Below are 26,920 nucleotides of genomic sequence, written 5' to 3'. Positions count from 1 at the left end.
CGCGCTATTCGAACCGCTCGCCCCGGTCGGCCATGGCCACCAGCAGCGGGGGCGGGTTGAACCGGTCACCGTAGCGCTCCGCGAGCACCCGCGCGCGGGCGACGAAGCCCGGCAGTCCGCCCGCGTACTGGTTGATGTACTGAAGGACGCCGCCGGTCCAGCTCGGGTAGCCGATGCCCAGGATCGAGCCGACGTTGGCGTCGACCACCGAGACCAGCACGCCCTCTTCGAGGCACCGCACCGACTCGATCGCCTCGATGAAGAGCATCCGCTCCCTGAGGTCGTCGAAGGGCGTGTCGAGGTTCGTACCGCCGAAGGTGTCCCGCAGGCCCGGCCAGAGTCCGACCCGCTTGCCGTCGCGGTAGTCGTAGAAGCCCGCGCCACCCGAGCGTCCCGGCCGGCCGCAGTCGTCGATCATCCGGTCGATGACCGCGTCGGCGGCGTGCGGCTGCCAGGTGCCGCCAGCGGCGACCGTCGCCGCGGCCGTCTCCTGCCGGATCCTGCGGGGCAGGGTGAGGGTGAGCTCGTCCATCAGTGCGAGAACCGGTGCGGGGTAGCCGGCCTGGCCGCTGGCCTGCTCGATGCTGGCCGCCGGGATCCCCTCGGCCAGCATCGCCACGCCCTCGTTGGTGAACGTCCCGATGACCCGGCTGGTGAAGAAGCCACGGCTGTCGTTGACGACGATGGGCGTCTTGCGCAGCCGACGAACGACGCCCAGGGCCCGCTGCAGCGTGGCCTCGTCGGTCCGCTCGCCGCGAATGATCTCGACAAGCGGCATCTTGTCCACCGGCGAGAAGAAGTGCAGCCCGATGAACCTCTCCGGCGCGCTGACACCCTCGGCGAGCAGGGTGATGGGGAGGGTGGACGTGTTGGAGGCGATGAGCGCGTCCGGCGCGACCTGCTCGATCTCGGCGTACACCTTGTGCTTGAGCGCGGGATCCTCGAAGACCGCCTCGATGGCGAGGTCGACGCCGGCCAGGTCGGCGAGGTCCTCGGTCGCCTGGATCCGGGCCAGGATCGCGTCACGGTCGTCCGGAGTGGACACGCCCCGGGCGACGGCCTTGTCGAGCAGGCCCGCCGAGTACGCCCTGCCCCGCAGCGCCCCCTCGACGGTCACGTCCTTGAGTACGACCTGCATGCCGGCGCGGGCACACACGTAGGCGATGGCGGCGCCCATCATGCCCGCACCGACGACGGCCACCCGCTCCAGCGGCGGGTGGCCGTCGCCGATGTCCCGCGAGCGCGCGGTCTGCACGTCGAAGAAGAGCGCTTTGATCATGTTCTTGGCGATCTGGCCGGTGGCCAGCTCGGTGAAGTACCGCCCCTCGATGGTGAGGGCGGTGTCCAGGTCGACCTGCGCGCCTTCGACGGCGGCGGCGAGGATGTTGACCGGGGCGGGGTAGGGCGCACCCTTGAGCTGCTTGCGCAGCATGGCGGGCATGGCCGGCAGCTGGGCGGCGAGCGCCGGGGTGGACGGGGTGCCGCCGGGAATCCGGTAGCCCTTGCGGTCGTACGGCTGCGTCGCGTCGGGGTGGGCGGCGATCCAGGTGCGGGCGGCGTCCATCAGGCCCGCCTCGTCGGCGGCGATCTCGTCGACCAGCCCGTGTGCGAGGGCGTCCTGCGGTCGACGCCGCTGGCCACGTAGCAGCCAGTTGACCAGTGCGTCGGCCACACCCAGCAGCCGGACGGTGCGGACGACGCCCCCGCACCCCGGCAGCAGGCCGAGGGTGACCTCGGGAAAGCCGATCTCGATGGCCGGATCGTCGAGCACGATGCGGTGGTGGCAGCCCAGCGCGAGTTCCAGTCCGCCGCCGAGGGCCGATCCGTTGATGGCGGCCACGACCGGACGACCGAGTGTCTCCAGCCGGCGTACGGCGTTCTTGAGCTGACGTGTGTCGGCCTCGGACGCCTCGGCGTCGGCCGGCGTCAGCCGCAGCAGGGCGTCCAGGTCGCCGCCGGCGAAGAACGTCTTCTTGGCCGAGGTGACGATCACGCCGGCGATCTGGTCGCGCTCGGCCTCGAGCCGGTCCACGGTCGCCGTGAGGCTCGCACCGAACTCGGCGTTCATCACGTTCGCCGAACGCCCGGGGTGGTCGAGGGTGAGCAGGACGACGCCGTCGTCGCCGTGCTCCCACCGGATGGTGTTGACCATTCGTGACTCCTCAGATTCGTTCGATGACGGTCGCGATACCCATGCCGCCGCCGGCGCAGAGCGTGGCGAGCCCGTAGCGACCACCGCGTCGCTCCAACTCGTCGACGAGCGTGCCGAGGATCATGGCTCCGGTCGCCCCCAGCGGGTGCCCCATCGCGATCGCGCCGCCGTTGACGTTGACGATGTCCGGGCTCAGGCCCATGTCGCCGACGAACCGCAGGACCACGGCCGCGAACGCCTCGTTGATCTCCACCAGGTCGAGGTCCTCGACGCCGAGGCCGGCCCTGGCCAACGCCTTGCGCGCGGCCGGGGCCGGGCCGGTGAGCATGATCGTCGGGTCGGCGCCGCTGATCGCGGTGGCGACGACGCGGGCTCGTGGAGTGAGACCGGCGGCCGCACCGACCGCCTCGCTGCCGATGGCCACCAACGAGGCGCCGTCGACGATGCCGGACGAGTTGCCCGCCGTGTGGACGTGGTCGATCCGCTCGATCCAGTGGTACTTCTGGAGCGCGACCGCGTCGAAGCCGGCCTGTTCCCCGATGCCCGCGAACGAGGGACGGAGCGCGGCGAGACCCTCGGCGGTCGAGTCCAGCCGGATGTGCTCGTCGCGGTCGAGGACGGTCAGTCCGTTGCGGTCCCGCACGGGTACCACCGAGCGGTTGAAGTAGCCGTTGGCCCACGCCTTCGCGGCCCGGGCCTGCGACTGCAGCGCGTAGCCGTCGACCACGTCGCGGTCATAGCCCTCGATGGTCGCGATGAGGTCCGCGCTGATGCCCTGCGGCACGAAGCCGGTGCGGAAGTTGGTCTCCGGATCCAGCGCCCACGCTCCGCCGTCGGACCCCATCGGGATCCGGGACATCGACTCGACGCCGCCGGCGAGGACGAGATCCTCCCAGCCCGAACGCACCTTCTGCGCGGCGGTGTTCACCGCCTCCAGGCCCGAGGCGCAGAAGCGGTTGAGCTGGACGCCGGCCACCGTGTCGGGCAGGCCGGCGGCGACGGCGGCCGTCTTGGCGATGACGGCGCCCTGGTCGCCCAGCGGGGACACCACCCCGAGCACGACGTCGTCGATCAGTGCCGGATCCAGGCCGGGCATCCGCCGCAGGGTCTCCTCGATCAGGCCGGTGACGAGCGAAACCGGCTTAACCCCGTGCAGCGATCCGCTCGGCTTCCCTCGGCCGCGCGGTGTGCGCAGCGCGTCGTAGATGAACGCCTCGGTCGTCATAGCCAAGCTCCTCGATGCTCACCCGAATGCGAATCTCGCCTAACTTTCGGGTAGTCGGCGGTCGCTTGTCAAGGAACCTCCACGCGAAGCGTGCTGGCTGCCTCCGGCCCGCTCGGGGCGTGCCGGAAGGCCGGTGGTCACCGCAGACCTCTCGCGATGTGGCGCTAACGTGTAAGGGTGAGACCGGCAGCGAGCGACACGGGCCCCGTAGCGACGAAGCGACCGAAAGACCGCAAGGACCGCATCGCGCTGGCGGGCGCGGAGCTGTTCTGCGAGCGGGGCTACCACCGGGTCTCCGTCGACGAGATCGCCGCCGTCGTCGGCATCAGCGGGCCGGCGGTGTACCGGCACTTCCCGAACAAGTACGCGATCCTCGTGCACGCCACCCGCGAGGTCGTCGGCGCTCTGCTCGCCGCGACCGCCGCCCCGCAGTCGAGCACCACCGAGGGTGTCCTCGACGAGCTGCTGAACGCTGTCGCCGGAGTCACCGTGAGCAAACGGCGCGTCGCCGGGCTGTACCAGTGGGAGGGCCGCTACCTCACCCCCGAGCATCGGCGGGAGTTCGCCGTGACCCTGGCCACGCTGGTCGGCCGACTCGCCGGGCCCCTGCGCGAGCTTCGGCCCGAGCTGACTGCCGGGCAGGCGGACCTGCTGGTCGAGGCGGCGCTCAGCGCCTTCGGCAGCGTGGCCACCTACCGCGCGGCGGCCACCGGCACCGGAACCGAACAGCTGCTCAACCGCGTCGCCTGGACCCTGCTGCGGGCCGACGCGCCACAGGTGCCGCCACCGCAGCGGGCCACGCCGGGCACCGCGCCGGTGCGCCCGGCGTCGCGCCGTGAACTGCTGTTGATCGAGGCGATCCGCCTGTTCCACCGCCACGGCTACCACGCCGTCGCGGTCGAGGACATCGGGCGCGCGGCCGGCATGCAGGCATCCAGCGTCTACCGGTACTTTCCCGGCAAGGCCGACCTGCTCGCGGCCGCCTACTACCGGGCCACCGAACTCCTCACCGGGGCCACCAGCGCGGCGATCGCCGAGGCGAGCGACCCGGCCGACGCGCTGCGCCGGGTCGTGCAGACCTACGTCGCCTACGCGTTCGGCCAGAGCGACCTCGTCGCGGTCTACCTGGCGGAGAACAACAACCTGCCCGACAAGGACCGTCACCAGCTGCGCGGGGCGCAGCGCCTGCACGTCGAGGAATGGGTGCGACTCGTCAACGCGGTACGACCGGACCTGCCGGTCACCGACGCCCGGGTGCTCGTGCACGCCGCTCTCAACGTCATCACCGACATCGGCCGGCTCGGCCGCTTCGACCGCACCGAGGGCTACGACGCCCAGACGGCCCGCCTGGCCCTCGCGGTGCTGCACGCCTGACCACCAGGGGCCGACCGCCTCGTCCCGAGAACCGTCGATTCCGGCCGCGCGCGCTCCCCCACGAGGTCGAGGGCCCGGACGGTGCTGTGATTGACTAGCCGTATGGTCCTGTGTCCGCCCATGCCTGATCGATCGATCCGGTGACCACCGGGTCGACCGCGGCCACCCGACCCCGCAACCGCAAGCAGGTCATCGTCGAAGCGGCCGGCCAGGTGTTCAGTGAGCGCGGCTACCACGCGGCGTCCATGGAGGAGATCGCCGCCGTCGTCGGTACCAGCGCGGCAGCGCTGTACCGGCACTTCCCGAACAAGTACGCGCTCTTCGCCGAGTGCGCCAACGTCATCGTGGACAAGCTCGTCGCGGTGGTCGACGAGTGGCCGCCCGAGGCGGCCCTGACGGACGTGCTCGTCGCCCTCACCCGGGTCACGGTCACCCACCGCGCGTCCGGCGGCCTCTACCGGTGGGAGGCCCGCTACCTCCAGCGCGAGGACCGCCGGCAGCTCCGGACCAAGTTCGCGCACGTGGTGGATCGGGTCACCGAGTTGGTACGGCGCGAGTACCCGCGCCCCGACGAGAGCCTGCGGGCGGTGGCGGCCCTCGGGGCGATCGGCTCCATCACGTCACATCGCACCTCGATCGCGCAACGCCGGATCGAGGAGCTGCTGCTGGCCTCCGCCCTGGGCGTGGTCACCTCGGACCCGGCGGCGGCAGCGGGCAGCGCACGCCTGGTCGAACTGCCCGTCCAGCCCGTGCCGCGCACCCGGCGCGCGGAGATCCTGACCGCGGCCATCCCGTTGTTCGCGCGGGACGGGTTCGCCAACGTCACGAACGCGCAGATCGCCCAGGCCGTCGGGCTGGCCCCGTCCGCGATCTATCGCCACTACCCCGGCAAGGTCGACATCCTGGTGGCCGCCTGTCTGCAGGCGGCGGGACTTCTGGCCCAGGCGGTGGACCGGAGCCTCCGTCAGGCGACCGATCCACGCCAGGCCGTGGTCGCGCTGGCGGCCGCGTACGTGGCCTACTGTTTCGAACACAACGCCCTCAACAGCGTGGCCGAGGCCGAGGTCGCCGGTCTTCCGCCCGAGCTGCAGCGCCCGGTGATCCTCGCCCAACGCGAGCACATCGCCGTCTGGGAGCAACAGTTGCGGAGGGTCCGGCCGGAGCTGGACTCACGACAGACCCGGCTGCTGGTCCACGCGGGGTTCGGCGTGGTGGTCGAGGCCGGGCGCGCCCTGCGCTGGCAGGACGCGCCCGGCCACCGGGACGCCGTGACCGCCCTGGTCACCGGTGCCCTGACCCTGTGAGCACGGGGTCCCGGCTCAGGAGCCGGGCCGGTTCCGGGTCGGGATGGTGATGGGGGTGTGGCTCGGCGAGGTGCCGTTGTTCAGGAACAGCATCGCCAGGCCCCGGATGAACCTGTCGAACATGGAGAAGGTGTCCGGCATGATCGGTGACAGCCCCTCGCGGAACATGATGTACGTCGGCCAACCGGCCTCGATCACGCCCCGCGAGATGAAGTCACGCGGCAACTTCAGCCAGTTGCCGATCTCGTCGCTGAGCAGGTAGCGCGCGAACTCGCGCTGGAACCCCTTGGTGATGCCCAGGTCGACCGACGAGGTCAGGTTCAACAGGATGTCGGCCAGGTCGATGCCCTCCCGCGTCGGCGCGAGGAGCGGTGTCAGCGCGTACTCCGACTGCTCGTACGCGGCAGCCCAGGTGGCGGGAATGAACTCGTGCCGTACGCCGAGCAGGTGCAGCGCGACCTGCCACATGTGCAGGTAGGCATCCTCTTCCGCAGCCGAGATCCGGAGGCCGTACCGACGCCACTCCACCAGCTTGCGGTGGACGTAGGTGCCCAGGCTGTGGAAGGTGATCAGGATGTCGCCGTTGCTGATCGGGATCGGGTGGTCCGTGACTCCCCGCCACGCTGCCGACTGCGGCAGCAGGTGCCGCACGGCGGCATGCGTCAGGCGGGTCTTGGTGGAGGTGGTGATGAACTTGCCGGTCGGCTTGAAGGCGTCGACCGGGTTCATGTCGTAGCCGTACGTGAAGGTCTTGGCCGCGCGCGCCTTCATGTCCGCGCCGCCCTCGGACCAGTAGACGTTGCGGGCCTCGCGCGGGATCACCGTGCTCATGATGCCGCTGCCCAGGCCGTACAGCAGGAACAGGTACATGCTCATGCGCTTGTTGAACTGGGCGGCACGGTCCAGTTTGGCCTGATCGGCCCAGGAGGGCAGCTTGTTGACCCGGTTGAGGTAGGTGACGAGCGCGGAGGGCAGGCCGCTCGGCACCGGGTCGCCGTTCCTGATGAACGATTCGAACGCGGTGTTGACGGCCGGGACCTGGCCGTTGTCGAGCAGTGCGGCGACGAGCGGGTCGGTGTCGTCGTCCCACACGTCCCACGGGTCGGTGACCGTGTCGGTCCCGGCGATCGAGTTGGCGGACGACCACGCCCAGGCCTTGGGGGTCTCCGTCACGGCCACCAGACCCAGCGCGGCACCGAGGGTCAAGACGCTTCTTCTGCTGAGATTCTCCATTCGCACCACTTCCCGGTCGGCTAGATATCGCCCTGAACACCAGCTTGCGGAGGTGCTACAGGCAGGTTTCGAGCGATCCGAGCATGTGATTTTCTATTAACATAGAGCAGCTTGACCCGGCCTGCAAGAGGTCGTCTTCGATACGAGGTCACCTGCCACCGGCACCGGGCCGCCAGGTGCGGCCTGCCGTCGACCGGGACTGTCCTCAGTCGAAGGTGAGGACGGGCTTGATCGCGGTGCCGTCACGCATGCCGGACACGGCGTCACCGATGTTCTCGAAGGGGAAGGTGGCGATGAGCCGGTCCAGCGGGAAGAGGCCACGCTGGTGCAGGTCGACCAGTTCGGGGATGAAGCGCGCCGGGTCCGCGTCGCCCTCGATCACGCCGTGGACCCGGATTCCCCTGCTGAGCAGGCTCATGACGTCGAAGTCGACCGTGGTGCCGATGCCGACGAGGGCGAGCTCGCCCCGGGGACGCAGGGCGGTGACGGCCTGCCGGAGCATCTCCGGTCGGCTGGTGGTGTCCACGACGTGGTGTGCGCCGCCGCCGGTGAGGTCGAGCACGGCGGTGCCGAGGTCGTCGGCCGCGCTCGGATCCAGGGCTGCCGTGGCACCGAGTTCGGTGGCCAGGGCGCGTCGCGAGGCGACCGGTTCGATGACGATGACAGGGTCGCAGCCCAGGACGACCGCGGCCATCAGCGCGCTGAGTCCGACCCCGCCGGCACCGATGACGACCAGGGATTGTCCCGGCTCGGGACGCAGACGGTTGATCACCGTACCCGCCCCCGTCTGCACACCGCAGCCCAACGGCGCGGCGACGACGGCCGGCAGGTCGGCAGGGACCCGGATGGCGTTGCGCTCGTGGGCGAGCGCGAACGTCGCGAAGCTGGACTGGCCGAAGAACGCGCCGTGTACGGGCGACCCGTCGCGGGACAGCGGGGTGGTGCCGTCGCCACGACCGCCGGAGATGTTCAAGGTCTGCTGGAAGTGGCAGTAGGCCGGGTGGCCGGTCGCGCACTGCTCACACCGACCGCAGCTGTGGAAGGTCAGGCAGACGTGGTCGCCCGGCGCGAGGCCGGTCACGTCCGCGCCGACCGCCTCGACCACGCCGGCCCCCTCGTGCCCGAAGACCATGGGGGTGCGCCGCCGGGGCCAGCTCGCCTGCATGCTGAGGTCGGTGTGGCAGAGGCCGGCCGCGGCGATCCTGACCAGCACCTCGTGCGGCCGTGGGGCTTCGAGATCCACGGCCTGGATGACGAACGGTCCGCCCGGGGTTTCGGTGACGGCTGCCCGGATCCGCATGATCAGCTCCTTCGGTGGTCGAGCTCAGCCGACGCGATCGAGAAGGAAGTAGAAGAAGGGACCGTCGGTGGGAACGTTCTTGCCGTTCATGATCCCCATCAGCGTGCTCTCGTCGACTCGTTTGAAGTGGTCGAGGACCGGCTGACCGTCGTAGACCATCGTGGCGGTCGACTCGCCACGGAACTCGACGGTCCACAGGCTGGCCTCGCCCTTGCCGAGCACGGTGTTGGAATACAGCTCGCCCTTGTCGTTACGGCAGATCAGGGGCTTGACGTCCGTGCGGGTGACGAAGCTCTTGCCGTACCACCCCACCTGGTCGAGTCGCCCGTTGACGGGATGCCCCGTGTCGAACGCGCTGCCCTTCCACTCGCCGAGGATCTCTTCGGGACGGACCGTGTCCAACGCGGCCCAGATCTCGTCGAGTTCGGCGGCCGACACCGGGCCGTCCTGTCGGCGCAGCTCGGCGAACCGGGCTCGGGCTCTGCTCGCGTTCATGATGGCTTCCTCTCTCCGTACGTGCGACTTCAGGCACCGCACCTGGCCCTTGACACGGGCCGCGCCGTCACCAACTCTGGTGGCGAGGTGGTCACGATGGTCGATGGCGGCCGGTACCGCTGGTTGCGTCGTATCGAGGCACTCGATCCGGTACGTGACCATCACGAGATCTACCGGATCTCGGTGGGATACGAGTTCCCCTTCGACTACCAGCGGGCGCTGGAACTCGCGCTGCTCCGTACGTACTGTGTGCCGAGCATCTCGGCGCTGCTCGACGCGACCGGCGAGTTCCGGCTGCGGACGCAGCAGCGGTACGACGACACCGCGCTGCTGATGGCGGAGATGGCCGAGCACGGGTACGACTCGCCGCGCGGCAGGCAGGCGTTGAGAGTCGTCAACCGGGCGCACCGTCGGTACGCGATCTCCAACGACGACATGCGCTACGTGTTGTCCACGTTCGTGTACGAGCCCGTCGACTGGCTGGAACGGTTCGGCTGGCGTCGGCTGCACGAGCACGAGCGGCTGGCCGCGTTCCACTACTACCGGGCGGTCGGCGCGCGGATGGACGTCCGCGACGTGCCGGACGACTACGACGCGTTCCGGGACTTCAAGCGCGAGTACGAGCGTGCCTCCTTCCGCTTCGCGCCGACCAACCAGCGGATCGGCGCCTACACCGTGGACCTGTTCGGCTCGTGGTATCCGAGGCCGCCGCGCCGCGCGGCTCGGCGTGCTCGCGTTGCTTCCCGCCGAGGTACGCGCCGCCTTCGGATTCCCGGCCGCGCCGCGCTGGCTGTCCGCAGCGGTCGAGGGCGGATTGCGCACCCGGGCAGCGGTGGTACGGCTGATGCCGCCGCGCACCACGAGCCGGTTGACCCACGCGCCGCACAACCGCACCTACCCCGGCTACCCCCGGGGGTACCAGCCCGCCGACCTGGGGTCGCCGCCACCGCCGCCCGACCTCGACCCGACGTGGCTGGCCCGCCCGGCACCGCCACCGGCCGCCGGGCCGGGGCCTGACTGACCGCCGGAGGAGCGCGGGAAGGCTCCTACCGGTACGGCGTCAGCCCGCGACCGACGAGTGGCGGTGACCGATACCGACATCGCCCTGGTGTCCTGAGCCGACCCGGTGCGTGGACGGCTCAGGACACCGACCCGGGACCGACCCGTCAGACCGCTCCCGGCGACTGGTAGAGGGCGTTGATGCTGTCGTGGTAACGGTCGACGATGACGCGGCGCCGCAGCTTCAGGGTGGGAGTCAGCTCACCCGATTCCGGCGTCCAGGCCGACGGCAGTACCTCGAAGGTCTTGACCTGCTCGGGTCGGGCGAGCTTGGCGTTGGCAGCGTCGACGACGGCCTGGATCTCGGCGAGCAGCAGCGGATCCGAGGCCAGGCCGGGCAACTGCGCGTCGCTGATGCCGCGCGCCCGCGCCCACAGGGGTGCGACCTCGTCGTCCAGCACGATCAGCGCCGTGACGTACGGCCGCCGATCGCCGATCGCGACCGCCTGACCGATGAGCGGATGCGCCCGAAGCAGCCCCTCGATGTGCGCCGGCGAGATGTTCTTGCCGCTCGAGGTGATGATGAGTTCCTTCTTGCGGTCGGTGATGCTGAGGAAGCCGTCCTCGTCGATCGTGCCGACGTCGCCGGTGGCCAGCCAGCCGTCGGCGTCGACGACCGGCTCGATGCTGCCGTCGCCGCGCAGGTACCCCGAGCAGACCAACGGCCCGCGCACGAGGATCTCACCGTCGTCGGCGAGACGCACCTGCATGCCGGCGTTGGGCCGGCCGACGGTCCCGGTGCGGAAACGCTCCGGGGTGTTGATGGTGGCGGTACCGGTGGTCTCGGTCATGCCCCACACCTCCAGCACGTCGACACCGAGCCCGGCGAGGAACCGCAGGACGTCGACCGGGATCGGGGCGGCGCCGCTGCCGGCCCAGACCACGTTCTGCAGGCCCAGCGTCGACTGGAGCGGTCGCAGTACCGTGGCTTCGGCCTGCGCCACCCGGGCAGCCAACTCGTCGGGCACGGCCTGGCCCGCCGCGCGCAGCTCGTACGCCTCGAGGGCCACGGCGCTCGCGGCATTGAAGGCGGCCTGTACCGCCGGTTCCGCGGTGGCCAGATGGGCCTCGATACCGGCGGCCATCTTCTCCCAGATCCGTGGCACGCCGAAGAACGAGGGCGGACCGATCGCGCGTAGGGCCCTGATGAGCTGCGTGGGGTCCGGGCAGATGGTGACGTGACCGGCGCGGTAGATGGGGTTGTAGATGCCCAGGATCCGCTCGGCGATGTGGGCCAGCGGCAGGTAGGCCACCGACGGTGCGTGGTCGGGGACGGACACGGTGGCCTCGAGGACCACGGCCTGATAGATGACGTTGTGGTGGCTGAGCACGACGCCCTTCGGGTCACCGGTCGTCCCCGACGTGTAGAGCAACGTCACCGGCTGCTCGGGTCGGATCGCGCGCCAGCGCCGCTCGAAGGCGTCCGGGTCGGCCTGGTGTGCGGCCTGGCCGATGGCACGCACCTGGGACAGTGGCACGGTCTTCGGGGTCAGATCGTCGGGTTCGGCCGCGTCGACCAGCACGATCCGGCGCAGGTGGGGCAGGTCCGGCAGGATCGAGCGCCAGCGGGCCAGCTCGTTGGCGCCTTCCAGCACCAACACCTGGGCGCCGCTGTGCAGCGCCAGGTACCGCAGTTGATCGGTGCTCAGCGTCGGATAGACCGTGCAGGGCACCGCACCGAGGTGGGTTGCGGCGAGGTCGACCAGCCAGTGCTCCGGCCGGCTCGACATCATGATCAGCATGTGGCCACCCGGCTGCAGGCCGATCTCGGCCAGACCGCCGGACAACTCGGCGACCTCGTCGCGCAACTCGGCCCACGTGCGGGTGTCGTCGCGGTCGAGCGTGGTCAGCGCCGGCAGGTCGGCGAACTCGGTGGCGTTGCGGTGCAGGAGCGCGGGGACGGTCAGCTCAGCAGCCGTCTTGGCGCATCGGTCGGCAAGGGTGTCGGCAGGGTCCATGGGTTACTCCTTCGACCGTAACCAGGCCTGGTGGTGGTGAGGCCGGTGTACCCCTCATCGTGGTGGTGTCGAGGGTGCCGCATCCTCTGACAGCACTGTAAACGAGGGTTAACTTTCTGGGAAGAAGCGATTGGGATCAGGTGCTCAGCCGAGTCGAAGGTGCGGCCGGGAAACGAACGCGGACTAACCAGCCAGGGCCGGGCGCGCGGCCGTCGCGGCCGCGCGCCCCGTGCCGGCTGCCGGATGCCGGCTGCCGGATGTCCTGGAGAACGGACGGTCGGCCGCCCGTCACGATCGTGGCGGCGACGACCTCGCTGATCGCGTCGCCGGTCGCCGTGGCTCCGGACGGCCACCGGCTGCCTCAGGCGACGCGCCGGGCCGCGATGGCGCTGAAGGCCCGGCCCAGTCGTTCGCCGGTCCCTGCGGATCGCCGTCGACCGGGGCCGGCGGACCGCTGGTCGTCACTGCGCGGTCCACCCACCGTCCACGTGCAGGACGCTGCCGGTGACATAACTGGCAGCGTCCGACGCCAGGAACGCGACCGCGCCGACGACCTCGTGCGGCAGGCCGAACCGGCCCATCGGGATCCGCTCGCGCAGTCGTTTCGACCACTGGTCGTGGCTGCGCAGTCCCTCCGTCATCGGCGTCTCCAGGTAACCGGGCGCCACCGCGTTCACCCGGACACCGGCAGCCGCCCACTCCAACGCCAGCGTCCGGGTGAGCTGCTCGACCCCGCCCTTGCTGGCGCTGTAGGCGGCCAGTCGCGGCAGGCCGACCTGACCGTGCACCGAGGACATGTTGACGATGCTGCCCGCGCCCTGCTCGATCATGAACGCGCCGGCGGCGCGGGCGCAGACGAACACCCCGGACAGGTTGGTGTCGATCACCTGTTGCCAGTCCGCGACGGTCAACTGCTCGCTGCGGTGCAGCGCCGGACTGATCCCGGCGTTGTTCACCAGGACGTCCAGGCGACCCCAGCGCTGCCGGGCCAACGTCACGACGGCATCGGCGACGGCCTCGTCGGTGACGTCACCGGCGACGACGTCCGCCGTGCCACCGTTGGCCACGATCTTGTCCCGTACCGCCTCCAGCGCGTCCCGCCGACGTGACTGGAGGATCACGCACGCGCCGGCCTCCGCCAGTCCTTCGGCGATCGCCGCGCCCACGCCCTGGCCGGCGCCCGTCACCCAGGCGACCTTGCTCTGAAGTAGTCCCTTGAACATCTGTCGGATTCCTCTCGGTGGAGGTCTCGTCACGAGCCCAGCGCCGCGACGCCCTGCCCGTCGGCGACCCGCAGTCCCATCTCCACGAGCGCCGCCGCTGCCCCGGCCATGTCCGCCGCGTCCGACCCCATGTGCTTGCCCTGGAGATGGCGGAAGTAGATCGATTCCATGATGACCGCGAGTTTGAGGCAGGTGAGCGCCAGGCACACGTCGAGGTGGTCGCGGTCGACCGGACGGATGGCGGTGTAGGCGCGCAGAACGGCTGCACGATCACCGAAACCCGGCCGGTCCGTCACGCCGAGGGCCACCGGAACCTGCCGCCGCAGCGTGTCACCGGGCTCGGTCCAGTAGACGAGCAGGAGCGCGACGTCGCACACCGGATCGCCACGGGTGGCCATCTCCCAGTCCAGCACCGCGCGTACGCGTGCGCTGTCCGGCGCGAGGATGAGGTTGTCCAGGCGGTAGTCGCCGTGCACGAGCGCCCAGGCCCGGTCGGCGAACGCGTCCGTGCGGGCGGCCAACCAGTGCCCGAGCCGGTCGAACCCCGGCAGGTCACGCACCTTGGTCCGCTCCCACTGCGCGGTCCACAGCGCGGTCTGGCGGCTCAGGTAGCCGGCCGGCTGGCCGAACGTCTCCAGACCGGTGCCGGTGAGGTCCGCGTCGTGCAGCGTCGCCAGCGTCCGGACGAGGACGTCGGTGATCGCCGCCGCGCGTTCCGCGGAGAGACCGGCGCAGTCGGCCGCCGAGGACAGCACCACGCCGTCGACGTGCTCCATGACGAGGAAGGGCGTGCCGATGACGGACCGGTCCTCGCAGAGCAGGTACGGCCGGGCGGTCGGCACCGCCGTCCGTTCGAGGCCGCGTAGCACGCGATACTCGCGCGCCATGTCGTGCGCCTTGGGCATCACGTGGCCGAGTGGCGGACGACGCAGCACCCAGGAGCCGGCACCCTGGCTGATCCGGTACGTGAGGTTGCTCCGGCCGCCGGCGAGAAGCTCGGCGTGCCACGACGCGACCGGATCGGCGTCGGGCAGCCGCCCACCGAGGTAGGTCGCCAGCCGGTCGAGCGACAGGCCCGGCGGGTCCACGCCCACGCTCGCGGGTGCCGGCCCGGTCATGGTGCCGGACTCCCTGTGGAGCGGACCGTCGCCCGCCGGACCGCGGCCCTCGTCAGCCATGCGTCGCTCCACCGGTCCGGGCGGCCTCGTACCGCCGGACGGCGCGGCGGGCCACCGCCCAGCGATGCACCTCGGACGCGCCGTCGTAGATGCGGAACGGGCGCACCTCGGCGAGGAACCGCGCCAGCGGCAGGTCGTGGGAGACGCCCTGCGCGCCGCACAACTGCACCGAGCGGTCGACGATACGCCCGACGGCCTCGGAGACGAACGTCTTGGCGATCGACGTCTCGTGGTTCGCGCGCCCACGCTCGTCGAGCGTCGCGGCGGTGGTACGGATCAGCGACCGGCACGCCGCGATGTCGATCTCGTTGTCGGCGATGAGATGCTGCGCCAGGCCGAGATCGGCGAGCCGGCTACCGAACATCTCACGCTCGACGACGTAGCCGAGCATGATCTCGTGAGCACGGCGGGCGACACCGAGCCAGCGCATGCAGTGCGTGAGACGAGCAGGCCCGAGCCGGACCTGGGCGTTGGCGAAGCCACGGTCGACCTCACCCAGCACGGCGGACGACGGCACCCGGCAGCGGTCGAACACCACCTCGCAGTGCCCGCCGGTGAATCCGGCATCGATGGTCGGGATGTGCCGGCCGACCGAGAGACCGGGAGTGCCGGCGTCGACGAGGAACATCGTCGCGGCGTCGGCACCCGTACCTGCCATCACGATGAAGAAGGCGGCACCGTCGGCACCGGTGATGAACCACTTCCTGCCGTCGATCAACCAGTCGCCGCCGTCACGCACCGCCGTCGTGGTGAGCGCGCCGGGGTCCGATCCGGCACCCGGCGCCGGCTCGGTCATCGCGAACGCCGAACGCGCGTCGCCGGCGGCCAGCGGTCGGAGGTACCGCTCGCGTTGCGCAGGCGTGGCGACGTGTTCCAGTAGCGTCATGTTGCCCTCGTCGGGCGCTGCGCAGTTCATGACGAGCGGGCCGAGCAGACTCCGGCCGGACTCTTCGAGCACGTCGGCCTGTTCGCGCATCGACAATCCCAGACCGCCGTACTCGGTGGGTGCCGACGGGGCGAACACGCCGGCGGCGCGGGCGGCCCCGCGAAGCCGCGCGAGGAGTTCGCGGTCGGTCTCGATCTCGTGTTCGACGGGAATCACCTGATGGTCGACGAAGCTTGTCACCCGCTCCGTGAGGTCCTCCGCGCCTTCGCCGGGCGTCGCGTTCGTACTCACCCTGTGCCTCCTGGTCGCTCCGGTAGCTGCACGCGGCGCCCGGTGGTCGAGTGCGGAGCCGACCGACTGATCGGTTTTCCGCCGTACGGTGTCGACCGGACGCTCGAGCATGGTGCCGACGTTCGGGAATTCCTATTTCTGAGAATGCCAATCAACGGTTTCCGACTGACAGACCACCGTGCCGTGGCCGCCTTGCCTGCCGGCGGCCGACTCGGGTGCGCTGGTGCGGTGGGTGGGTGGTCGCGGTGTCCGGGCGGCCCAGCTAAACAAACATAGATCAGCATCACCATCAACCTTGTGACCGTCGACACAAGTGTGCTCTCATGTGAAACACGGGCGCAACATGCGTTTCACCGTATCAGTAGCCCTCGACTCCGAGGAGTGCACCGTGGAACCACTCAGCAGACGCAACATGTTGAAGGCTGGTGGGGCGTTGGGCGCGCTCGGCGCGTTGAGCATCGCCGCGCCGGCGCAGGCCCAGTCGAAGTGGACCTGGTCCCCCTCGGGCTCGGTGGCGGGCGCCGGGGCGGGCGTCGACCCACGGCTCGTGTGGGACGACGAGGCCGACCCGCTGGTCGCCTCGCTGCTCGACCGGGGCGAGGCGCCCCTGGTCAACCAGTTGCTCCGGACCTGGACCAGGAACGGTCAGCCGCTGCCGGCCGGGCTGCCGGCGGACGTGCACCAGTTCATCGAGCGCGCCCGCCAACTGCCGACGTGGGTCGACCAGGGCAAGCTGACCACCGCGGTGCAGTTCAACGAGAAGCGGGGGCTCTACCTCGGCGTGCTGTACGGACTGGCCAGCGGCATGATGAGCACGGTCATCCCGCAGGAGGCCCGGGCCGTCTACTACTCCGAGGGCGGCGCGGACATGAAGGACCGCATCGCCAAGACGGCCAAGCTCGGGTACGACATCGGGACGGCGAACGCCTACCAGCCCAACGGTTCGATGATCGTGACCGCCGTCAAGACCCGACTGGCCCACGCCGGCGTGCGACACCTCCTGCCGCAGTCGCCGAGGTGGGTGGGTGCCGCCCCCGAGGACATCCCGATCAGCCAGCGGGACATGATGATCACCTGGCACAGCCTTCCGACCACGGTCATGCGGGAGCTGAACTCCTGGCGGGTTCCGATCCCCACCCGCGAGTCGGACGCCTTCCTCCACCTGTGGCAGGTGGCCGCCCACATGCTGGGCATCAAGGACGAGTACATCCCCGCGTCGTGGAGTGAGGCCAACTCCCAGGCCACCCAGGTCCTCGACCCGATCCTGGCACCGACGCCCGAGGGCATCGCGCTGGCGGACATCCTGCTCGGCCTCGGCAAGGAGATCGACGGCGGCATCCTGAGCAAACCCATCCTCGGCTCGTTCACGCGATTCCTGCTCGGTGACCAGATCGCCAACTGGCTCAAGATCCCCCGGGACCTGCTCTGGGACACCCTGTTGCACACGTCCTGGGGGCCGTTCATCGCCGTCCGGGAGGCCCTGCTCCCGCTTCCGCTCGCGCCGGAGTGCTTCTGGCTCTTCGACGAGTTCCTGCGCAAGTTGGCCCTGCTCTTCCTCTCCGAGGGACAGCAGATCAACATCGAGATCCCGCTCGGCAACCGTCCCGACTGACGGGCGACAGCCCCTCCTGACCGGGAACGTCACCGTCGAGGGCGCGGGCCGGCCCCTCGCCCTCGGTTCTCTCCGGCGCACCGTCCGAAGCACCGCGACTCAGCTCGCGGTGCTTCCGCCGACCACACCAGAGGCCACGACACCACGATCGAGTTCCCCGACGAACCGTCCCGAGTGAGCCACCATGGTCGAACCCGATTCCCGGCGACACTTCCCCGGGTACGTGCTGGCCGCCCCGATCCTCGTGACCGCCGCCGAACTGGCGGCGACCTCCACCGCGACCACCCGGCCACCGTCGCCAGACGTGACGGAACTGCTCGGCCTCAACCACATCATGACCGCGGCGGCACTGCCGACATCGGGGCTGATCTCGGTCGAGGTCAGCCAGGACGGAACCGTGTCGTTCACGTTGCCCCGAGCCCGGCTGGGACAGGGCGTCACCACCTCGACCGCCACGCTGATCGCCGAGGAACTGTCCGTACCGAGGGGACGGGTTCGGGTCACGCTGATCGACGCGTGGCCGGAACACCTGTCCCACCCGGGGACCGGCGGACCGGACACGACCATCTCGACCTACGCTCCCCTCCGGGTCGCCGCGGCCGTGGCCCGGCAGCGCCTGTTGGAAGCCGCGTCGGCCGCCTTCGGCTCGCCCGTCGTCGACCTGCGGCTGACGGCCGGCGTCATCACCGATGGCGACGGCCGGAGCCTCGACATCGGCGCCCTCGCCACGACGGCCGCCAGCGCGAGCACCGTCGCGGTGGTGGTGGAACTCGCCCCTCGGGAAGGCCGCACCGTCGTCGGCCGTCCCGCGACCGGGTCGACGCGCGGGAGGCGGTGACCGGGCACGGGACCCGGGTCACCGAGCCGGTGGATGGACTGCTCGGCTGTCACTGTCGGCGGGGCGGGTGTCGGGATCCCGTTCTCGTCCGGTTGACACAGAAACTCTGCGGTCCGATTGTGGCATCGATGCACATCGCTCAGATCCCGACCTGAACCGAGCCACGGCCCCTTCCCTGAACGCCGTCCCGGAAGGACACTCATGCGCAGATCCGCCAACCGAATCGCCACAGGTCTCGCCGCCGCCCTGAGCACCGCGCTGACCGCGACGCTAGGAGCGTCGCCCGCGGCTGCTGGCGAGCCGGTCCAGAGCCCCGACGCGGGCCTGGTCTTCTACTCGAGCTACCCGACCGAGGTGGTCGGCAGGCAGGCCACACCTGACGACGTCTGCCGTCGGGTCCCGGCCGACGCAACCTGGCTGCTCGTCTGGAGCGGCGGCTTTCGTGCCGTCCCCGGCTACCGGACCCCAGACTGCAGCGGTCAGGCGTCCGAGCTCAACAACTTCCACAGCTGGCCGAAGGGCCATTACCTCACATACAAGGCCAGCTGACAGCGTTCCCGCTCCCTGCCCCGGCAACGCCGCGTCCAGGCCAGCCAACTCCTCACCGCGCTACGCACCCCGCGACGAGGATCCACCGCCGTCGTTGTCAGCTCGTCGCGCGGCTGCGGGATCGGCTTGCGGTCAACGGGTCCTCTCTGTCGGGTCCAGGAAGGTGGTGCGCAGCGCACGGCGGCGGCGCAGGCCCGCCGGTCGGTCCGTGCCGGCGCCGGAGGGCTGACCGGCACCGGCACGGACCGCTCGACTCAGGTCACCGGCACGACCCGGAGATCGACGGATAGCGAGCCGGAGAAGCTGATGGTGAGGATGCGGTGGGTGCGATTGCCCAGGTACGACCGGTCCATCGGCGCGTACTTCGCTTCCCGGTCCACCCCCCAGTCGATGACGAACTTCATGCTTCCGCGGGTGAGGGTCAGCCCGCGGGTGACGGTGATCGTCTCCTGTCCGTAGGGTGCCGGCGTGCCGTTGGCGAAGGCCACTTGATCCTCGGTGCCGACGATGAGGGGGATGCGTTCGCGGGACGCTCCCGGCGTGGTCAGCACCCGCCTGATGCCGTCGGGGCGGTGCGTCACGTCCGTGGTCACCGCACCGTCCGTGGTCACGTACCTCGTGGTGAACACGCCCCGGTATCCGGTCAGCGCGTCCGCCGGGATGACCGCGCCGGACGCCGACGCCCCGCGGTGGTGGGTCGCGTTCACCGGGCCTCGTGAGGAGGCGGTGCCGACGGTGTCGGCGACGGTCGTCCAGTCGTCCGGACCCGAGCTGTTGACGGTGAGGGCGAGCATGCCGGCCACCGGGTGCCAGAACGCGTTGGTCCCCATCCGCTGGAGCGAGTTCTGCCGGACGCCGTAGAGCCCGGCGGTGTAGTACCCGGGACGGCGGACGAACACGTACTGCTGGTCGAGGGTGCCCTTGCGGAGTTCGGTGAAGGTGCTCTCGCGCAGGTAGCGCAACTCGGCGACCCGCGCGTCGCGCTGGGCTGCGGGGATCCCGAGCGGGGCCTGCGGGACGTGCATGTGCAGCCGCGGCGAGGAGTCCTGCTTGCGTCGGGGCGAGACGGGTGCCGTGGAGTTCCGCCAGGCGTCGCGCGCCTGGGTCCTCTCCTCGGCGCTGGCGAAGAACGCGCCCAGCGCGGGCACGTGGGGCAGCAGGGTCCGTGCGAGCGCGCTGCGGTCCAGGTCGTCCACCGGGGTGGTCTCGAAGGTCGCGACGATGTTGCGGGCGCTCGTGCCGGAGAGGATGAAGCCCTCGTCGCGTCCGGGTTCCATGACGACGACGTACCCGAACCAGGCGGCGAACCGCTCGGCCATCTGGATGACGGCCGGGTCCGGCAGCCGCTTGTACAGGGCGCCGAGGTCGGGGAGCATCACCTCGAAGTTGTACCCGGCGTCCGGTGCGACGGGTTCGTGGAAGAACCCGGCGGGCGCCTGGCCGTCCTTGAGCAGGATCTGCAACCGGTTCGGAACGGCGGCGCTGACTGCCGGTTCACCGAGGACGTGCGCCGCGTCGACGACGCCGGAGAGCCCCGCGACGACCTGGTTGGCGAACTGGACCGGGCGGTTCCAGTGCGGAAGGGAGGTGTCGACGAGCCACGCGGAGCTCTTGCGGATGGCGTCGCGGATCTGCAGTCGCCGGTCGTAGAGCTCACCGGCGGCGCGGAGGTCCCGAAGCACGGCGGCGAGCGCGACGGTGCCGAACCCGGTCGGCGAGAGGTGGTGCTCGGTCGGCGAGTACTCCGGGTACGACCCGTCGGCGTGCTGCAGGGAGAGGTAGTAGCCGAGGGCGGCGTCCAGGCGCGCGAGCAGCGCGGGGTCGCGGTGGTACGGGTTCCACGGTCGATCGTTGGCGTAGAACCACGAGAGGGTGGCGACGTGCTCCATGATCCGTGAGTTGTACGGCTGGTTGGGGGTGCGCTGCCAGCCGTCCTCCATCCACCCGTAGTTCGGCGCGACGTCCCGGATGCTGTTGGCGAGCGGCGCGACGATCATCAGGTACGCGGCCAGTACCTGCTCGTGGGGCGCGAACTGGGTCCGCACCGGCTGCCCGGCCGGGAGCGGGGCGACGAGCGGCAGCACGGTGCCGGCCGAGGTGGCCAGCGCGGGTGGCGCTGCCGCGTTCCCGATCGCCAGCAGTGCCGCGGCGCTGCCGGCGCCGACCAGGAAGTTCCGTCGGCTGAGCGCCGGCAGCATCGGTGGGCGTGTTCGGTCCTCATGCATGGTTCTCGACTCCTTCGTTTCTGGAACGCGGCAGTCTGGTCAGCGGCGACGCCCGGTCCCGGGTCGTCGCTCTGGTGGATCAGCTCATCCCTTGAGCCCCGTCTGGGCGAGACCCTGGACGAACTGCTTCTGGGCGATGAGGAACACCACCAGGATCGGCACGACGGTCAGCGACGCGGCGCCGAGCTGCGTGTTCCACATCTGCTCGCCGTAGAAGTCCTGGTAGCGCGTGATCGCGAGCCCGAGGGTGAAGTTCTCGGGGGTCCGCAGGAAGATGAGCGCCTCGAAGTACATGTTGAACGAGCGCAGGAACGCCATGATCCCGACGGCCGCGATCGCCGGCTTCGCCAACGGGAGGGCGATCCGGAAGAACACTCCGGCACGGGTCACGCCGTCCAGCCGGGCGGCCTCCTCGTACTCCTTCGGGAAGCTGAGGAAGTGCTGCCGGAAGATGAACACGGAGACGACCGCCGTGGGCCCGAGGATCGGCAGGATGATGAGCGGCCAGTGGGTGTCGTTGAGACCCATCGCGTTGACCGCCGTGAAGATCGGGATGATCGTCACCTCGGTTGGCACCATCATCGCCGCGAGCATGAGCGTGAACGCCGCGTTGCGCAGCGGGAAGCGGATGCGGGCGAAGGCGTAGCCCGCCATCGCCGACAGCAGGATCGACGCCACGGTGACGACCGCCGCGATGTAGATCGAGTTGCCGTACTGCTGCAGGAACGGCTGCGCGGTGAACACCTGCGCGAATCCGTCCAGCGTCCACTCCTGGGGCAGCAGCCTGGGCGGTTGCAGGAAGATCTCGTTCGCCGGCTTGAACGCCGAGAAGAACATCCACAGCGTCGGATAGAGGAACGGGAGGGACGCGGCCACGAGCAGCACGTACAGCGTGGCCGTCGTCACCCGCGAGCGGCTGCGGGCCGCGCGCGATGCGTCAGACCTCATCGTGCACCCACTTCCGGCGGGAGGTCCACTGCAGCATCGTCAGCGTCAGGATGATGGCGAAGAGCACGACGCCGACGGCGCTGGCGTAGCCGAACTGCTGGCTGATGAAGGCCGTGCGGTAGAGGAGGAACGGCAGGACGTTCGTGGCATCCCCCGGCCCGCCGCCGGTGAGCAGCTGCACGGGAGCGAACACCTCGAGCGAGCCGATGGTGGTGAGGATTCCGGTGAGCAGGATCGTCGGCGCGATCATCGGGACGGTGATCGACCAGAACGACTTCCACGGCGACGCGCCGTCGAGCTGCGCGGCCTCTCGGATCTCCTCCGGAACGCCCTGAAGGGCGGCGAGGAAGAGCACCATGTTCATCCCGACGCCCTTGAACACCTGCACGACGACGAGGGAGACGAGCGCAGTGGAGGGGTCGTTGAGCCAGTTGGTCCCCTCGATGCCGAACAGCCGCAGTGCGCCGTTGATGCCGCCGTCGGGGGCGAGGAGGAAGCCCCAGGTCACGGACCAGGCGACCACGGAGACCACGACGGGTGAGAAGAAGATCGTGCGGAACGCGGTGATGCCCTTCATCCGCCGGTTGAGCAGGACGGCGAGGCTGATGGCGAGCACGAGGTTCAGCACCAGGACGCCCGCGCTGAAGAGCAGACTCGCGATCACCGAGGCGGAGAAGGTCGGGTCGGCGAAGAGGCGGGAGTAGTTGTCGAGCCCGACGAAACTCATCTCGCCGGTGAGCGGACGCCACTCGTTGAGGCTGTACCAGATGACGAAGAGGAAGGGGACGACACCAAGGAGGATGACGCCGAGGACCTGGGGCGCGACGAAGGCCACGCCGAGCCAGCGGTCCTGGTCAGGACGGGGACGGCGGCTCGGCATGACTCTTCGGTCTTTCGCCGCGGCGGTGCGTGCGGTCACTGGGGTCAGCCCTTGAGCGTCGGCGAGATCTGCTCGCAGATGCCGGTGACGGCGGCCCTCACGTCGCCTCCTGACCACACCGGGTCGAGGCCCGCGCGGACCTTGTCGGAGAACCGGGAGAGCACCGGGTGCTGCGGCTTCACCGTGGCCTCGGGCACCACGTCGATGATCGCCGACTGGATCTGCTCGGGCGAGAGCTTCGGCGCGGCCTTGGCGAGGGTCTGCACGTTCAGCAGCGACGCCCGGGGCGGCGGGAAGAACTGCGCGAGGAGCTCGGCGTTCGCGGGGTTGGTCAGGTGGGCGAGGAATCCGGCCGCCTGCTCCTTGTGCGTGCTGCGTTCCAGCACGCTCACCCCCGCCTGTCCGACGATGGGGTGGTAGCCCTTGGGCCCGGCCGGGAGGGGGAGGAAGGACCAGGTGAAGCTGTCGTCGAGGCTCCCCGACTGACTGAGCTGCGCGACGCTGAAGGCCACCTCGCCGCTCGCGAAGGCCGCGGGCGCCGCGTTGCCCGAGACGGCGGGGATGGCGCCCCGGCGCATCTGCCGCTGGTGCCAGGTGAGGTAGTCGATCATCTCCGGGGAGGCGAACGTGCACGTCGCGCCGTCCTCGGACCAGGGGGCGGCACCCCAGGCGTTGCCGAGCATGGTCACCGCGCTCCAGTTCGTGGGGTTGAACGTCGGGACGTTCAACCCCACGGCCCCCGTGCTGCCGTTCGTCGCCGCGGCGATGTCGGCGATCTTGTCCCAGGTGTAGTCCGGGGTCCCGACAAGTGCCTTCACGTCGGGCTGGCCGGCCTTCTTCAGCAGGTCCTCGTTGACGTAGAGGGCGAACGGGGAGTTGGAGAACGGGTACGCGTAGACGCCGCCCTTGTCGTCCTGCCACGGAGCGAGCGCGGCGGGGAGGATGTCGCCGAGGTTGTAGCCGTCGGTGCCCTCCAAGGTGCTGCGGACGTCGTGCAGAATGCCCGCGTCGACGAACTCGGGGCCGCTCGCCTCGGGGATCCAGGCCAGGTCCGGGACGTCACCCCCGGCGAGCTGCGTCGTCAGCCCGGCGATGTAGTCCGGGTTGGTGACCGGCTCGAAGGTGATCGAGGCGACCTCGTCACCGTTCGCCGCGACGTAGGCGTCGCCGATCTTCTGCAGCAGGGCCAGGTGGTCCTTGTTGGACGACCAGAGCGCCATCTTCAGGTCGACCGGACCTGACCCGCCGCTGTCGTCGCCCGAGCACGCGGTGAGGGACAGGGCCAGAACTCCGGTGAGGGCTATGGCGGCGGCCCCTCGGAATCGGGTAGCTCGCATCAGGTACTCCTTCAGACTCATCCCGCGCCTCATGGCGCGCTGAGAGGAAGGTCAAAGTACCCACGAGCTACCGAGAAACTCAATAGTTATTTTCGAGAAACTCCCGGAGCTGCCGTCGAGCCCCGGACGACGAGTTCCGTCGCGAGGTCGGTGTGGAGCACGGGCGGCGCCCCGCCCAGCAGCAGCTTGTGCGCGACCTCCACCGCGTACGCCCCCATCGCCTCGGAGGGCTGCCTGATGGTGGTCAGCTGCGGTGCCGTCATCCGCGCGACGAGCTGGTCGTCGAACCCCATGACGCTGAGGTCGCGCGGGACGGACACTCCGGCCCGTCGCGCGGCCTCCAGGACCCCGGCCGCCTGCGCGTCACTCGCCGCGAAGATCGCCGTGACCCGGTCCGGCCGGCCCAGGAGGGACTCCGCGGCCCGCAGTCCCGACTCGTAGGTGAAGTCGCCCTCCTCGACGATGTCGGCGCCGGGCTGGATCCCCGCGGAGGCCAGCGCGGCCAGGTACCCGTGCTTGCGCGCGATCGAGGCCTGGGTGTCGGACACCCCGCCGAGGAAACCGATGCGCGTGTGCCCGAGCGACAGCAGATGCTGCGTGGCCGCCATGCCGCCCGCGAAGTTCGTCGCGCCGACGGAGTACGAGTCGTTGTCCGGCAACCGGTAGGTGTCGACCTCGACGAGCGGGACCCCGTTCTTCGCGAGCTTCGCCCGCTCCTCGGTCCGCAGCCGGGACTTCAGCGCGATGACCGCGGTCGGCCCGTTCCGCTTCGTCCGCTCGATCCACCCTGCGGCGGGGACGCCGTCGGGCAGGTCGAGCAGGACGAGTTCCAGCCCGGCCTCGTGGGCCGCGCGCATGGTGCCGCGCAGGATCTCCACGGTCAGCGGCGAGGACATGCTCGAGCTCGCGAGCACGACCACCACCGTCGCCAGGTCCCGCCGGGAGCGCTGTTTCGGCGACAGGTACTGCTTGTTGCGCAGCACGGACTCCACCCGCACCCGGGTGTCGGCGGCGACGTCAGGCGCCCCGTTCACGACCTTCGACACGGTGGAGATCGAGACACCCGCCTCGCCCGCCACCTCGGCCAGCGACGGGCGACGACGCACCTTCTCGCGCATGGGCATCCTTTCGATCACTTCGGGTGCTGGAATCCTACGGCGAGTGGTGCCATCTAGAGGGATTTTCCTTGGACATGACCGAGAATTTTACATAAGGTTCCCGGGAAAGAGAGGTGCCTTCCCGTGACACGACAGCAAGCCGACCTTCTCGTCGTCGGTGGAGGCGTCGGCGGCGTCTCCGCCGCCCTCGCCGCACTGCGCCGCGGCAAATCGGTGATCATGACCGAGCAGACACCGTGGCTGGGCGGACAGTTGACAGCCCAACTGGTGCCCAGCGACGAGCACCGACGCATCGAGACGACCGGCCGCAACCGCAGCTACGCCGAGTTCCGCGAGCTCGTCCGCGCGCACTACCGGACCTACTACCCGCTCACCGCCGCCGCGCGGGCCGACCGGCACCTCAACCCCGGCGCGGCGTGGGTCAGCCCGCTCAGCGTCGAGCCGAAGGTCATCCTCGCGGTGATCCACAGCATGCTGCGCCCGTACGAGGCGTCCGGACGACTCACCCTCCTGTTCGAGACCTCCCCCGTCGCCGTCCACACCACCGGTGACCGGGTCACCGGGGTGACGGTCCGCGACCGCGAGGGCGACACGTGGGACCTCTCCGCGCCGTTCGTGCTGGACGCGACCGAGCTCGGCGACCTCCTGGAACTCGGCGGAGTCGAGTTCGTCACCGGCCGCGAGGCCCGCGGCGAGACCGGCGAGCCCAGCGCGCCGGAGACCGGCGATCCCCTCGACATGCAGAGCGTCACCTGGTGCTTCGCGGTCGAGCACCTCGCCGGCCAGGACCACACCATCGACCGACCCGACGACTACGACTTCTTCCGCGACTGGCGACCCCCGCAGCTCGACGGCGAGAAGATGCTCGGGTTCCGCCGCGCCGCCCACGACGGGTCGATCGCCCGGGAGTACACCCTGCGCGTGAACGACGACGACGACCCGTTCGCCATCGACGTGGACCACCGCAACATGGGCGAGGCCCCCGAGCTGTGGAACTACCGCCGCGTGGCGGCCCGGCGTCAGTTCGCCGACGGCGTGTACGACAGCGACATCGTCGTCGTGAACTGGCCGATGAACGACTACGTCGGCGGTCCGGTGTTCGGCAGCGACGACGCGGCGTACCACTGGGATCGGTCCAAGGCACTGAGCCGGTCGCTGCTCTACTGGCTGCAGACGGAGGCTCCGCGACCCGACGGCGGGGTCGGCTGGCCCGGACTGCGCCTCGTGCCGCGCGTCACGGGGACCAAGGACGGCTTCGCCATGATGCCGTACTTCCGGGAGTCCCGCCGCATCCGGGCGGAGCGGACGATCCTGGAACAGGACTTCGACCGGGACCTCCGCGACGGCCGGGGCGCCGAGCGCTATCCGGACACCGTGGGGGTCGGTCACTACTACTGGATCGACCGACACGCCACGACCGGCGGCAGCGCGGGCGGCGGCGGCCTGCCGGAGCCGTTCGAGATCCCGCTCGGCGCCCTCCTGCCGCAGCGGGTACGGAACCTGCTCCCCGCCGCGAAGAACATCGGCACCACGCACATCTCGAACGGCAGCTACCGGCTGCAGCCCGTCGAGTGGTCCATCGGCGAGGCCGTGGGAGCCCTTGCCGCGTACTGCCTCGACCACGGCCTGGAGCCCGCCGCGGTACGTGCCGACGCGCGCCGGCTCGCCGACTTCCAGCGCGACCTCGAAAGCGCAGGCGTGCAGCTGCGGTGGGATCCCGCGCTGCGCTGGTAGA

General features: G+C 70.3%; 21 protein-coding genes. 7 read left to right on the top strand and 14 right to left on the bottom strand.

Going from position 1 to position 26,920, the window contains the following annotated elements:
* Positions 1 to 4: 4 nt before the first annotated feature.
* Entirely contained in the window at positions 5 to 2,152 is a 2,148-nt protein-coding gene (locus QSK20_RS22100) for a 3-hydroxyacyl-CoA dehydrogenase NAD-binding domain-containing protein (protein ID WP_285790506.1), read from the bottom strand.
* Positions 2,153 to 2,162: 10 nt separating this feature from the next.
* Positions 2,163 to 3,377 (bottom strand): acetyl-CoA C-acetyltransferase, encoded by a 1,215-nt coding sequence (locus QSK20_RS22095; protein ID WP_285790505.1) that lies wholly within the window; start codon positions 3,375 to 3,377, stop codon positions 2,163 to 2,165.
* Positions 3,378 to 3,554: 177 nt separating this feature from the next.
* On the opposite strand from QSK20_RS22095, the gene QSK20_RS22090 reads away from it, so the two are divergent.
* Together QSK20_RS22090 and QSK20_RS22085 are read left to right on the top strand one after the other, a co-directional pair.
* Positions 3,555 to 4,751 (top strand): TetR/AcrR family transcriptional regulator, encoded by a 1,197-nt coding sequence (locus QSK20_RS22090; protein ID WP_285790504.1) that lies wholly within the window; start codon positions 3,555 to 3,557, stop codon positions 4,749 to 4,751.
* A 140-nt stretch (positions 4,752 to 4,891) separates the two neighbouring features.
* On the top strand, positions 4,892 to 6,055 hold the full coding sequence (locus QSK20_RS22085; protein ID WP_285790503.1) for a TetR/AcrR family transcriptional regulator: 1,164 nt from the start codon (positions 4,892 to 4,894) through the stop codon (positions 6,053 to 6,055).
* Positions 6,056 to 6,070: 15 nt separating this feature from the next.
* Here QSK20_RS22085 and QSK20_RS22080 read toward each other — a convergent pair whose 3' ends face one another.
* From QSK20_RS22080 to QSK20_RS22070, 3 genes are all read right to left on the bottom strand, one after another.
* Positions 6,071 to 7,261 (bottom strand): oxygenase MpaB family protein, encoded by a 1,191-nt coding sequence (locus QSK20_RS22080; protein WP_285790502.1) that lies wholly within the window; start codon positions 7,259 to 7,261, stop codon positions 6,071 to 6,073.
* A gap of 232 nt (positions 7,262 to 7,493) precedes the next feature.
* Positions 7,494 to 8,588 carry an NAD(P)-dependent alcohol dehydrogenase gene (locus QSK20_RS22075; RefSeq protein WP_285790501.1) on the bottom strand — a complete coding sequence of 365 codons (1,095 nt, stop codon included), beginning with the start codon at positions 8,586 to 8,588 and terminating at the stop codon, positions 7,494 to 7,496.
* A gap of 24 nt (positions 8,589 to 8,612) precedes the next feature.
* Positions 8,613 to 9,083, bottom strand: a complete 471-nt coding sequence (locus tag QSK20_RS22070; protein ID WP_285790500.1) for a DUF4334 domain-containing protein — start codon at positions 9,081 to 9,083, stop codon at positions 8,613 to 8,615.
* A gap of 96 nt (positions 9,084 to 9,179) precedes the next feature.
* Between QSK20_RS22070 and QSK20_RS22065 the strand changes: the two genes are divergently transcribed.
* On the top strand, positions 9,180 to 10,100 hold the full coding sequence (locus tag QSK20_RS22065; RefSeq protein WP_285790499.1) for an oxygenase MpaB family protein: 921 nt from the start codon (positions 9,180 to 9,182) through the stop codon (positions 10,098 to 10,100).
* A 149-nt stretch (positions 10,101 to 10,249) separates the two neighbouring features.
* Here QSK20_RS22065 and QSK20_RS22060 read toward each other — a convergent pair whose 3' ends face one another.
* From QSK20_RS22060 to QSK20_RS22045, 4 genes are all read right to left on the bottom strand, one after another.
* Entirely contained in the window at positions 10,250 to 12,100 is a 1,851-nt protein-coding gene (locus QSK20_RS22060) for an AMP-dependent synthetase/ligase (RefSeq protein WP_285790498.1), read from the bottom strand.
* A 461-nt stretch (positions 12,101 to 12,561) separates the two neighbouring features.
* On the bottom strand, positions 12,562 to 13,323 hold the full coding sequence (locus QSK20_RS22055) for an SDR family NAD(P)-dependent oxidoreductase (protein WP_285790497.1): 762 nt from the start codon (positions 13,321 to 13,323) through the stop codon (positions 12,562 to 12,564).
* Positions 13,324 to 13,352: 29 nt separating this feature from the next.
* Positions 13,353 to 14,501 carry a phosphotransferase family protein gene (locus QSK20_RS22050; RefSeq protein WP_285790496.1) on the bottom strand — a complete coding sequence of 383 codons (1,149 nt, stop codon included), beginning with the start codon at positions 14,499 to 14,501 and terminating at the stop codon, positions 13,353 to 13,355.
* Positions 14,494 to 15,789 (bottom strand): acyl-CoA dehydrogenase family protein, encoded by a 1,296-nt coding sequence (locus tag QSK20_RS22045; protein WP_285790495.1) that lies wholly within the window; start codon positions 15,787 to 15,789, stop codon positions 14,494 to 14,496. Before QSK20_RS22045 ends, QSK20_RS22050 begins: the two co-directional genes overlap by 8 nt.
* Before the next feature lie 277 nt (positions 15,790 to 16,066).
* Between QSK20_RS22045 and QSK20_RS22040 the strand changes: the two genes are divergently transcribed.
* The 3 genes from QSK20_RS22040 to QSK20_RS22030 all read left to right on the top strand — a co-directional run bounded on the left by QSK20_RS22040 (position 16,067) and on the right by QSK20_RS22030 (position 18,677).
* The gene (locus QSK20_RS22040) at positions 16,067 to 17,290 is read left to right on the top strand and encodes an oxygenase MpaB family protein (protein WP_285790494.1); all 1,224 of its coding nucleotides are present in this window, start codon (positions 16,067 to 16,069) and stop codon (positions 17,288 to 17,290) included.
* 184 nt (positions 17,291 to 17,474) lie between these two features.
* Positions 17,475 to 18,128, top strand: coding sequence for a molybdopterin cofactor-binding domain-containing protein (locus tag QSK20_RS22035; RefSeq protein WP_285790493.1), 654 nt, complete (start codon positions 17,475 to 17,477; stop codon positions 18,126 to 18,128).
* Positions 18,129 to 18,329: 201 nt separating this feature from the next.
* Positions 18,330 to 18,677: a hypothetical protein gene (locus QSK20_RS22030; RefSeq protein WP_285790492.1), complete on the top strand. Its 348-nt coding sequence runs from the start codon at positions 18,330 to 18,332 to the stop codon at positions 18,675 to 18,677.
* Positions 18,678 to 18,931: 254 nt separating this feature from the next.
* On the opposite strand, the gene QSK20_RS22025 is transcribed toward QSK20_RS22030, so the two are convergent.
* From QSK20_RS22025 to QSK20_RS22005, 5 genes are all read right to left on the bottom strand, one after another.
* Entirely contained in the window at positions 18,932 to 20,902 is a 1,971-nt protein-coding gene (locus QSK20_RS22025) for a twin-arginine translocation signal domain-containing protein (RefSeq protein ID WP_285790491.1), read from the bottom strand.
* 84 nt (positions 20,903 to 20,986) lie between these two features.
* Complete coding sequence (locus QSK20_RS22020; RefSeq protein ID WP_285790490.1) at positions 20,987 to 21,850, bottom strand: carbohydrate ABC transporter permease; 864 nt, start codon at positions 21,848 to 21,850, stop codon at positions 20,987 to 20,989.
* Complete coding sequence (locus tag QSK20_RS22015) at positions 21,840 to 22,730, bottom strand: carbohydrate ABC transporter permease (protein ID WP_285790489.1); 891 nt, start codon at positions 22,728 to 22,730, stop codon at positions 21,840 to 21,842. Before QSK20_RS22015 ends, QSK20_RS22020 begins: the two co-directional genes overlap by 11 nt.
* Before the next feature lie 44 nt (positions 22,731 to 22,774).
* Positions 22,775 to 24,067 (bottom strand): ABC transporter substrate-binding protein, encoded by a 1,293-nt coding sequence (locus tag QSK20_RS22010; protein ID WP_285790488.1) that lies wholly within the window; start codon positions 24,065 to 24,067, stop codon positions 22,775 to 22,777.
* Between the two features lie 86 nt (positions 24,068 to 24,153).
* Positions 24,154 to 25,185: a LacI family DNA-binding transcriptional regulator gene (locus tag QSK20_RS22005; protein WP_285790487.1), complete on the bottom strand. Its 1,032-nt coding sequence runs from the start codon at positions 25,183 to 25,185 to the stop codon at positions 24,154 to 24,156.
* 123 nt (positions 25,186 to 25,308) lie between these two features.
* Between QSK20_RS22005 and QSK20_RS22000 the strand changes: the two genes are divergently transcribed.
* Positions 25,309 to 26,919: an FAD-dependent oxidoreductase gene (locus QSK20_RS22000; RefSeq protein ID WP_285790486.1), complete on the top strand. Its 1,611-nt coding sequence runs from the start codon at positions 25,309 to 25,311 to the stop codon at positions 26,917 to 26,919.
* Position 26,920: the final 1 nt, after the last annotated feature.

It is taken from the genome of Micromonospora sp. NBRC 101691 (genome assembly GCF_030269285.1).
Classification (GTDB): Bacteria; Actinomycetota; Actinomycetes; order Mycobacteriales; family Micromonosporaceae; genus Micromonospora; species Micromonospora echinospora.
Note: the sequence above shows the minus strand (reverse complement) of the source record. Positions and strands in the feature narration are given on the sequence as shown.